This is a genomic window from Plantactinospora alkalitolerans (assembly GCF_015690345.1).
GTDB classification, from domain to species: domain Bacteria; phylum Actinomycetota; class Actinomycetes; order Mycobacteriales; family Micromonosporaceae; genus Plantactinospora; species Plantactinospora alkalitolerans.
Window position 1 is genome coordinate 1 of record NZ_JADPUN010000354.1, and the last position, 8428, is coordinate 8428.

The following is an 8428-nucleotide window of genomic DNA, read 5'->3' on the forward strand; positions in this document are numbered from 1 at the left end:
CGCCGCAGTCGATCACCACCACCTGGAACGGCAGCGCCAGCCTGAGCAGCAACGGCACCGTGCTGACGATGCGCTCCAACGGCAGCGGCAACACGTTCGGCTTCACCACGATGATGAACGGCAACTCCGGCGCCCGACCCCAGATCAGGTCCTGCACCGCTGGCTGACATCGCCAACGAGCCGGGCACTGACACCGGACGGGACCGACGAACGAACCGCTCTGGTCCATCTTCGGCGCAGACCGACCGTCGGCGCCGTGATCGACGAGTACCAGCCGGCGACGCACCATCCCGGAGATTCAGCTGAGCACGGGAAACAGACGTGCAGCCCGGGGGAGCCGGTGTGGAGGAGAATGCCACTCTCCTCCACACCGGACCGGTGCATCACCGCCTGAGGAACCCGGTAGTGGATCAGTTTTCATCCGCCGGCCGTGAACTCCGGGCTGCAAGATCATCTCGCCCTTCCCCCTTGACATGGCGGCGGCACGGCGCTCATTCTCCTGCTAAATCAATTTAGCGGCTTACCGACCAGCGGACCTGCCTGGCGGGTTCGTCTGTGGACCCGGCCGGCCGGGCTGGCCGGACGGGCCGCGTCCAGCAGGGAGGAAATCGATGAGGCTACGAAGAGGGGTGGTCGTCACGCTCGTCTCCGTGCTGGCGCTCGCCTCTTCCGGCACGGCGTACGGGAGCATGGGCGACCAGCACACCTCGCAGACGGGTGTCCGGAGCGTCACGCCGATCACCACGGTCTACACGTACGGCCAGAAGGTGTCCGCGGTAGCGGTCGAGTACGCCGCGACGGTGAACCCACGCTCGGTGGACAACCGGACGTTCGGAGTGTCGGACACGATCTACAACTTCCGGTTCAACCCCATCGAGGATCTTCCGAAGTTGGCCGACCGGACCGTCACGCACACCTACACCAACAGCGCACCGACGACCCGCCCGGACCACAGGTCCGTGCCGGGCAGATACGTCATCGTCGAGCTGGCTCCCGCCGATCCCGGTGGCTGGACGGTCATCGTCTCCAAATGCCCCACGTTCCTCTGCACCGTGAAGGTCAATCCGGATCTTCCGACCCGGGTGGTGCAGCGCAAGGACGTCCACGGCCAACCGGGGAAGGGGTCGGGTAAGGGGCCACTGCTTGCCAGGGCCGCGCCGCACCGCTGGATCGGCGTCACCGAGAAGCCGGTCGACCTGCTCGTCGACGAGTTCACGTATGGCTCGTTCCTGAGCAACGGGATGGTGCTGCCCTACCACTACCACCTGCCGAAGAACTACCGACCCGGTAAGAGGTATCCGCTCGTCGTCGTCCTGCCCGGCCACGGCATGGGCTGGGACGGGGACAACCTGGGGGTCCAGATCGCCGCCGACATCCCCGCGACCGCCTGGCTCCAGCCGAGCTGGACCGGCAGCAGCGAGGACGTGATCGTCCTGGCCCCGCAGAACCAGCGGGTCGGTGCCGCCGCCGAGGCCGACCTGCTGGTCAAGCTACTCGACCAGTTCGTCGGCGAGTTCGGCGTGGACACCCGACGGGTGTACGCGACGACCGTCTCCTACGGCTCCAGCCTGCTGTGGGAGGCCTTCGCGAAACGTCCGGACCTGTTCGCCGCCGGACTGGTGACCGGCGGTTTCCAGGTCGGTGCGGCCCAGGCGACCGCGATCGCGAACGCCGAGATTCCGCTCTGGATCACGCACGGCGTGCACGACCACCTGCTCAACGTCTCGGGGGCGCGCAACTCCGCTGCGGCGTTGCGGGAGGCGTACGCGGGACGGGGGAAGACTCCGGAGCAGACTGCCGACCTGGTGCGCTACACCGAGTACGGGGACGAGGCCTTCTCGCTGCCGGACTACCACGCGGCGTTCGGACCGACGTACGAGGACAGCGGGATCCTGCGCTGGCTGCTGGCCCGGACGAAGTCACCGGCGTAGTGCCAGGTCGGCCCGTCCGGCGTCTCTCGGGGACGGGCCGACCGGCCGGCGGCTTCCAGGATCGACAGAGGGTGTGTGGTCGCGGCTATCCCTTCAGGGATCCCTGGAGCAGGGCCTTGATGAACTGGCGCTGGAAGATCAGGAACACGATGAGGGTCGGGGTGAGGATGAGCAGCGAGCCGGCGCAGAGCAGCACCAGGTCGGTGCCCCACTGGCCCTGGAACGCACCGAGAGCGCCGGCCATGGTGCGTTTGGTGGCGTCGTCGACGAGCACGATGGCGAGCAGGAACTGGTTCCAGGTCCACAGGAAGAGCAGGATCGTGAGGGACGCGATCGCCGGCCGCGCGAGCGGCACCTGGATCCGCCAGAACAGTTGCCAGGTGCTGCTGCCGTCCATCCGCGCCGCCTCGGACAGTTCGATCGGCACGTTGCTGAAGTGCGCGCGCATCCAGAACACCGCGAACGGCATGTAGAGCGCGATGAGCGGCAGAATGATCGCCCACCGGGTGTTGAGCAGGCCGAAGTCCCGCATCTGGTAGTAGATCGGGGTGATCACCGCTTCGAACGGAAGGGTCAGGCCGAGCAGGAGGAGACCGAAGGCGAACCTGCCGCCGGGCACCCGCAGCTGGCCGAGCCCGAATCCGGCCATGGTGGCGATCACCACGGAGACAGGTACGACCCCGACCACGATCAGCAGACTGGAGCGCAGCAGCGCGGCCATGTTCGCGACGGTGAACGCGTCGACGAAATTCCCCCACTGTGGATCCGACGGCCAGGCCAGCCCGGTGGGTACCGTGCCGCGGGGCTGCAGGGCGGCCGACAGCATGCTCACGAAGGGCAGGAGTGTGACGAGGACCAGGGCGATCAGGAAGACCCGGCCGGTCAGCCACTCGCGTCGACTCAGGTTCATTCCTTGCCTTCCCGGGTCAGCCGCTGGATCGGCAGTACGCACGCCAGCACCAGCAGCATGAGAACGACGGCCAGTGCCGAGGCGAGCCCGACCTGACGCTGGGAGAACGCGAGCCGGTAGATCTCCAGTCCCGGCACGGTGGTTTGCAGGCCGGGGCCGCCGCTGGTGGAGATGTAGACGATGTCGAAGCTGGCCAGGGCCGCGATCACGGTCACCGTGAGGCACACCCCGATCTCGTGTCGCAGGCTGGGCAGGGTGACGGCGAAGAACTCGCGTACCGGTCCGGCGCCGTCGATGCGGGCCGCTTCGTACAGCGCCGGATCGATCTTGCTCATCCCGGTGACCATGAGGATCGTGCAGAGGCCGAGCAGGACCCAGGCGCCGATGACCCCGACGGCGGGCAGCGCCGTGTTGAAGTCGCCGAGCCAGGCACGGGCGAGTCCGCCCAGGCCGACCGCGCGGAGGACCTGGTTGACCAGGCCGTTCGACGACAGCAGCCAGCTCCAGGCGATGCCGGCCGCCACCAGGGGAATCACCTGTGGCAGAAACAGGATGGTGCGTACGGCGGTGCCGAACGGCCCCGCCGTGATCCGGCGGACCAGGCTGGCGACCAGCAGCCCGAGTGCGACGGGGATGAGGCTGAAGAAGATGATCAGGATGAACGCGTTCGAGATGATCTTCAACAGGTCGCTGTCGGTGACCACCGTCAGGTAGTTGTCCAGGCCCGCCCACCGGGCCACGCCAATGCCGTTCCAGTCGTAGAACGAGTACTGGAACGTCAACGCGAGGGGACGCAGCACGAAGACGGCGTACATGAGCATGGCGGGCAGCACGTACAGCCAGCCACTCCACCGGGCCGTGCGGCCCCACCGACGTCGGTGGGGCCGCACGGGCGAAGAGTGGTTCGAAGGGCCCGGCGACGGGGTCGCCGCCGGCCCGGTCCGGGCGCTGCCAGGGGCAGACGTCATCGGGACAGTTCCTTCTGGTACTCCGCCTGGACCGCCTTGACGTACCCCTCGGGGGTCTGCTGGCCGGCGACCAGCTTCTGCATCTCCGGGGTGATCGCGGCGGCGAAGATGCCACCGGTCGCGTTCGCGGTGAAGTCCACCGCTCCGTTCTCCGCCCCGAGCTGCTGGGACGCCTTGAGCGTCTGGGCCAGCACGCTTCCCTCGGCCACGGCCGGAACGGCCAGGCTGGACGGGCCGCCGGGGTGGGAGCCGCCGACGGTCACGGAGATCTCCCGGGCCTTGGCGTTGGTGTGCACCCAGTTGAGGAAGAACGCGGCGGCGTCCGGGTGCTTGGCCTTCGCGCCGACGCCGAAGGTGTTGGGCGCGGACATGGCCACGTGGTTGCCGCTGCCGGACTCGGTGGGGAACAGGAAGAAGCCCACGTCGCCGCTCATCGACTTGTCGAGGTTGCCCGACTCCCAGTCGCCGTTGAACATGAACAGGCCGTTGCCCTTCTGGAACTGGCCCATCATCGCGGTGTAGTCCAGCGCGTTGGCGTCCTTCGGGAAGTACCCGGCCTGCGCCCACCGCTGGATGGTCTGGGTCGCCTTCAGCGCGGCCGGCGTGTCGAACGTGGCACCCGGCTTCTGGAAGATCCAGTCAGCGATCTGGGCCGGGTCACCGAACTGGTTCTGGAGCGCCTGGTGCGGGAAGTTGATCCCGGCGGTGTTCTTGTTGAACTGCATGATCGGTTGCACACCGGCGGTCTTGGCCTTGGCCAACAGGTTCTCGAACTCGGCGATGCTGGCTGGCGGCTGGGTCATGCCGACCCGTTCGGCGAGCTTCTTGTTGTAGAACACCCCGGTCACGCTGTAACCGAGTCCCATGCCGTACAGCGACCCGCTCCCACGCAGGCCGCCCCCCTCCGCGACGCGCAACTGTACGAGTTGCGAGGCCGGGAACTTGTCCCAGCCGTAGGCGGTGAAGTACGGGTCCAGGTTCTTCAGCAAGCCGTCCTTGACCAGGTCGGCCATGGTGGGCAGCCGGATGATGTCCGGCGCGTTGTCCGAGGCCAGCACCCGCGGCGCGTTCTCCACGATCACCGTGAACTGGTCCTCCCGGACGTTGAACTTCACGTTCGGGTGCTGCGCGGTGAACTCGTCGGCGAGCGCCTTCACCAGCGGGAAGCCGGTCTCCGCGTACAGGTCCAGGGTGACCGGCTCGGTTCCCAGGTCGGTGCTCACCGGTGCGGCGGACTTCTCCGGGGATTCCTGATCCGATCCGGGGGCACCACAGGCGGTGACCGATACCGCCGCGGTGAGTAGGGAGGCAAGCAACGCGAGCTTGCGTCGCGAGATCTTCGTCGAAAATCCGTTCATTCCCACGGCTCCTTGACTTTTTCGCGCACCTCGCCGATTGGCGGTTGTCCCGGCGGTTCCATCGGACCCGCCAGGACAACCTGCGGGTGCGACGTGATCCAGGTCACGAGCCAGTCCCCGGTTCCGGTGCGCGGTACTCAACCATGTCTGCTCCGGCGAGGAGCGTGGGTATGCCCTCGACCGGATCGTCACGTTGCTAAACTGATTTAGCAGAGCATGAACGCGGAGCGCGAAGCTGTCAAGGACAAGCCGGCAACGGCCCGGAAACGGCTGGTTCACCCAACCCGGCCCGCGCCGGGCCGACGCCGAGGCCGGACATCGTCCGCCGACGCAGCATGATGGCAGGAGCGGTGTCGGATCAACCGCCCCGATTCGGAGGACTGATGGCCCGCAACAGAGCAACCCTGGCCGACGTCGCGCGGCGGGCGGGGCTGTCCAAGACCGCCGCGTCGATGGTGCTCAACGGGCGGGAGGGCACCCGGCTGTCCACCGAGGCGCACCAACGCGTCTTCGCGGCCGCAGAGGAACTCGGCTACCGGCCCAACGTCGCCGCGCGCAGCCTGCGTACCCGCAAGACGGCCACGATCGCGTTCGTCTCGGACATCGTCGCCACCACCCGGTTCGCCGGCGGGCTCATCCGCGGCGCACTGGACGCGGCCCGCGAACGGGACCACGTACTGCTCATCGCCGAGACGCAGGGCGACGCGGCGTTCGAGCAGTACGCCATCGAGGCGATGCTCGACCGCCAGGTCGACGGGGTCATCTACGCGGCGATGGCGACCCGACGGCTGGCGGTGCCGCCCGCGATCCTGAACGGCCCCGTGGTGCTGCTCAACGCCACCAGCCCGGAGAACCTGCCCTGCGTGCTACCCGACGACGAGCGTGCCGGGCGGACCGTCGCCACCGCACTTCTGGAGAAGGGCCACCGCGACCGGATCGCACTTCTCGGCCGCAACCGGCTCAAGGAGCGCGAACCCGGCGTCTCCCTCGCCGCGCAGGCTCGCCTGCAGGGAATCCGGGACACTCTCTCGGCCGCCGGCACCACCCTGCTCGCCGAGGCGTTCTGCAGCGACTGGCTACCCGAACACGGCTACGCCGCCATGCGGAGCCTGCTGGGCAGGTCCGGACGCCCGAGCGCGGTCATCTGCATGAACGACCGGCTGGCCTTCGGCGCCTACCAGGCGCTCGGCGAGGCCGGACTGGCCGTCCCGACCGACATCTCCGTCGTCTCCTTCGACGACGACCCCATCGCCACCTGGCTGCGTCCCGGCCTGGCCACCGCCGCCCTGCCGCACGAACAGATGGGGCGCCGCGCGGTGGAGATCCTCCTCGACGGCCGGACCACGGAACCAACCCTCGTCCCCATGCCGCTGCGCCGCCGCAGGTCCATCGCGGCGCCCGCTTCGTGAGCCGTACGCTCCGGCGAGGTCGCGGCCCTTGGTTGCTAAACCGATTTATCTGGTAGCTTCCCCGCCATGCTACGTCTGCCAGACCACTGGGTGTGGGACAGCTGGTACGTGCAGGACGACGATGGACTGCGGCACGCGTTCTTCCTGCGTGCCTCCCGCGCCCTGCTCGACCCGCACCGCCGCCACCTGCGCGCCGTCATCGGCCACGCGATATCCACCGACCTGCGCACCTGGCGCCTGGTTGCCGACGCGCTCCTCCCCGCCGACCCGCCTGGCTGGGACGATCTGGCCACCTGGACCGGAAGCGTCGTACGGGGGCCGGACGAGAAGTGGTACCTGTTCTACACCGGGGTCGGTCGCGCCGAGGGCGGGCTGGTCCAACGCATCGGCCTGGCCGTCTCCGACGATCTGACCACCTGGCATCGGCACGGTACCGGCCCGCTGGTGGAAGCCGACCCGACCTGGTACGAACTGCTGGACCGGAACCTCTGGTACGAACAGGCCTGGCGTGATCCGTGGGTCTTCCCCGACCCCGCCGGCACCGGCTGGCACATGCTCGTCACCGCCCGGGCCAACCACGGGGCGGCGGCCGAACGCGGGGTCATCGGCCACGCGACCTCCGATGACCTGATCAACTGGACGGTCCAGCCGCCGTTGTCCACCCCGGGCGGGTTCGGCCACCTCGAGGTCCCCCAGGTCGCGGTCGTCGACGGCCAGCCCCTCCTGCTGTTCTGCACCAACGCCGTGGCGGACCCAGAGGGCGCCGAGCACCGGATCTGGACCGCCACCGGCGCCAGCGTCACCGGACCCTGGGACATCGCCTCGGCGCAGCCGTGGCCGCACCCACACCTGTACGCTCCCCGGCTGGTCTCCGATGTCGACGGCCGATGGGCGCTCATCGGCTTCCTCGACCAGGTCGACGGCGAGTTCGTCGGCGAACTCACCGATCCCATCCCGGTCCGGTACCACCCCGGTACCGGGCTGGTCACGGACGGACTGGACGAGGACGTCACGCCCGACCGGCAAGCCTCTCCGGCGGCGGATGACAGCAGCACGCAGTGCTTGGTACCCGGGACATAACCACCCGAGCAGGGAGGTATGTCGCGAGCGCGGTAGCAATCACCGTTCTCGGCGAGGCCATCGTCGACCTCGTCGAAGGGCCCGACGGCCGCTTCACCGCCCACCCCGGCGGCAGCCCGCTCAACGTCGTCATCGGGCTTACCCGACTGGGCCTGCCGACCAGACCGCTCGCCCGACGGGACCGCTGACCGGCAATGGCGACCCACCGAACTGGCGGCCGCACTCAACCACCGGTCGTGGACGTGGTCGACACCATCGTGGCGGCACTGGCGGCCTTGGTCGGACAGCGGGATGACCTGGGCTCTCCACCTGGAACGGCGGGCTCGGCCTGCGCCGAACCCGCCGTTCCGGTTCTCGTCGATCCCGATCGCCGGTTGCGGCGATGTTCATCCGGTTCGGTGTACGTCCTCGGCCGCGACGGTCAGGAACACCGAGCCCGGATCTGGGTCATGCCGTCAGCGTTGCAGCGTGAGCAGACCCGGCCGGTACGGCAGGCGACCGTAGTCGCCGCCGGAACTCGGGGACCGCCCCTGGTAGAGCAACTGCAGGTTGCAGGCGTCGACCGTCATGGTCTGGTCGGCGTTGCTGCGGATCAACTCGCCGTGGCTGATGTCGTTGGTCCAGGTCGCACCACTGTTGGCCTTGCCCGCGAACGGGTTGCTCTCGCTCGTCGCCTGCGGCGTCCACGAACCACCCAGACTCGAGGACGTGAACGACCGGAAGTAACGACCCTGCGAACCGATCGCCTCGACGATCATCAGGTACTGGTTCT

General features: G+C 68.4%; 8 protein-coding genes. 4 read left to right on the top strand and 4 right to left on the bottom strand.

Annotated elements, in window-relative coordinates; genetic code table 11:
- The first annotated feature begins 611 nt into the window (after positions 1-611).
- Positions 612-1931, top strand: a complete 1320-nt coding sequence (locus I0C86_RS37235; RefSeq protein WP_196206013.1) for a hypothetical protein — start codon at positions 612-614, stop codon at positions 1929-1931.
- A gap of 85 nt (positions 1932-2016) precedes the next feature.
- On the opposite strand, the gene I0C86_RS37240 is transcribed toward I0C86_RS37235, so the two are convergent.
- The 3 genes from I0C86_RS37240 to I0C86_RS37250 form a co-directional block, all read right to left on the bottom strand.
- The gene (locus I0C86_RS37240) at positions 2017-2841 is read right to left on the bottom strand and encodes a carbohydrate ABC transporter permease (protein ID WP_196206014.1); all 825 of its coding nucleotides are present in this window, start codon (positions 2839-2841) and stop codon (positions 2017-2019) included.
- Entirely contained in the window at positions 2838-3731 is an 894-nt protein-coding gene (locus I0C86_RS37245) for a carbohydrate ABC transporter permease (protein ID WP_323374093.1), read from the bottom strand. The genes I0C86_RS37240 and I0C86_RS37245 overlap by 4 nt, the downstream gene beginning before the upstream one ends.
- Positions 3732-3805: 74 nt before the next feature.
- A complete protein-coding gene (locus I0C86_RS37250) occupies positions 3806-5167 on the bottom strand; it encodes an ABC transporter substrate-binding protein (protein WP_196206016.1) in 1362 nt (453 codons plus the stop codon).
- A 383-nt stretch (positions 5168-5550) separates the two neighbouring features.
- On the opposite strand from I0C86_RS37250, the gene I0C86_RS37255 reads away from it, so the two are divergent.
- The 3 genes from I0C86_RS37255 (at position 5551) to I0C86_RS37265 (ending at position 7844) form a co-directional block, all read left to right on the top strand.
- A complete protein-coding gene (locus I0C86_RS37255) occupies positions 5551-6576 on the top strand; it encodes a LacI family DNA-binding transcriptional regulator (protein ID WP_196206017.1) in 1026 nt (341 codons plus the stop codon).
- A 66-nt stretch (positions 6577-6642) separates the two neighbouring features.
- The gene (locus I0C86_RS37260; RefSeq protein WP_196206018.1) at positions 6643-7656 is read left to right on the top strand and encodes a family 43 glycosylhydrolase; all 1014 of its coding nucleotides are present in this window, start codon (positions 6643-6645) and stop codon (positions 7654-7656) included.
- Complete coding sequence (locus tag I0C86_RS37265) at positions 7635-7844, top strand: hypothetical protein (RefSeq protein WP_196206019.1); 210 nt, start codon at positions 7635-7637, stop codon at positions 7842-7844. The genes I0C86_RS37260 and I0C86_RS37265 overlap by 22 nt, the downstream gene beginning before the upstream one ends.
- Before the next feature lie 267 nt (positions 7845-8111).
- On the opposite strand, the gene I0C86_RS37270 is transcribed toward I0C86_RS37265, so the two are convergent.
- A partial coding sequence (locus I0C86_RS37270; RefSeq protein WP_255527932.1) for a non-reducing end alpha-L-arabinofuranosidase family hydrolase occupies positions 8112-8428 on the bottom strand: 317 nt, incomplete at its 5' end.

What these genes read in the sequence shown, in the direction of transcription:
- I0C86_RS37235 (WP_196206013.1), top strand. Translation starts at nt 612, where the DNA reads ATGAGGCTACGAAGAGGGGTGGTCGTCACGCTCGTCTCCGTGCTGGCG.
- I0C86_RS37240 (WP_196206014.1), bottom strand. Translation starts at nt 2,841, where the DNA reads ATGAACCTGAGTCGACGCGAGTGGCTGACCGGCCGGGTCTTCCTGATC.
- I0C86_RS37260 (WP_196206018.1), top strand. Translation starts at nt 6,643, where the DNA reads ATGCTACGTCTGCCAGACCACTGGGTGTGGGACAGCTGGTACGTGCAG.
- I0C86_RS37250 (WP_196206016.1), bottom strand. Translation starts at nt 5,167, where the DNA reads ATGAACGGATTTTCGACGAAGATCTCGCGACGCAAGCTCGCGTTGCTT.
- I0C86_RS37255 (WP_196206017.1), top strand. Translation starts at nt 5,551, where the DNA reads ATGGCCCGCAACAGAGCAACCCTGGCCGACGTCGCGCGGCGGGCGGGG.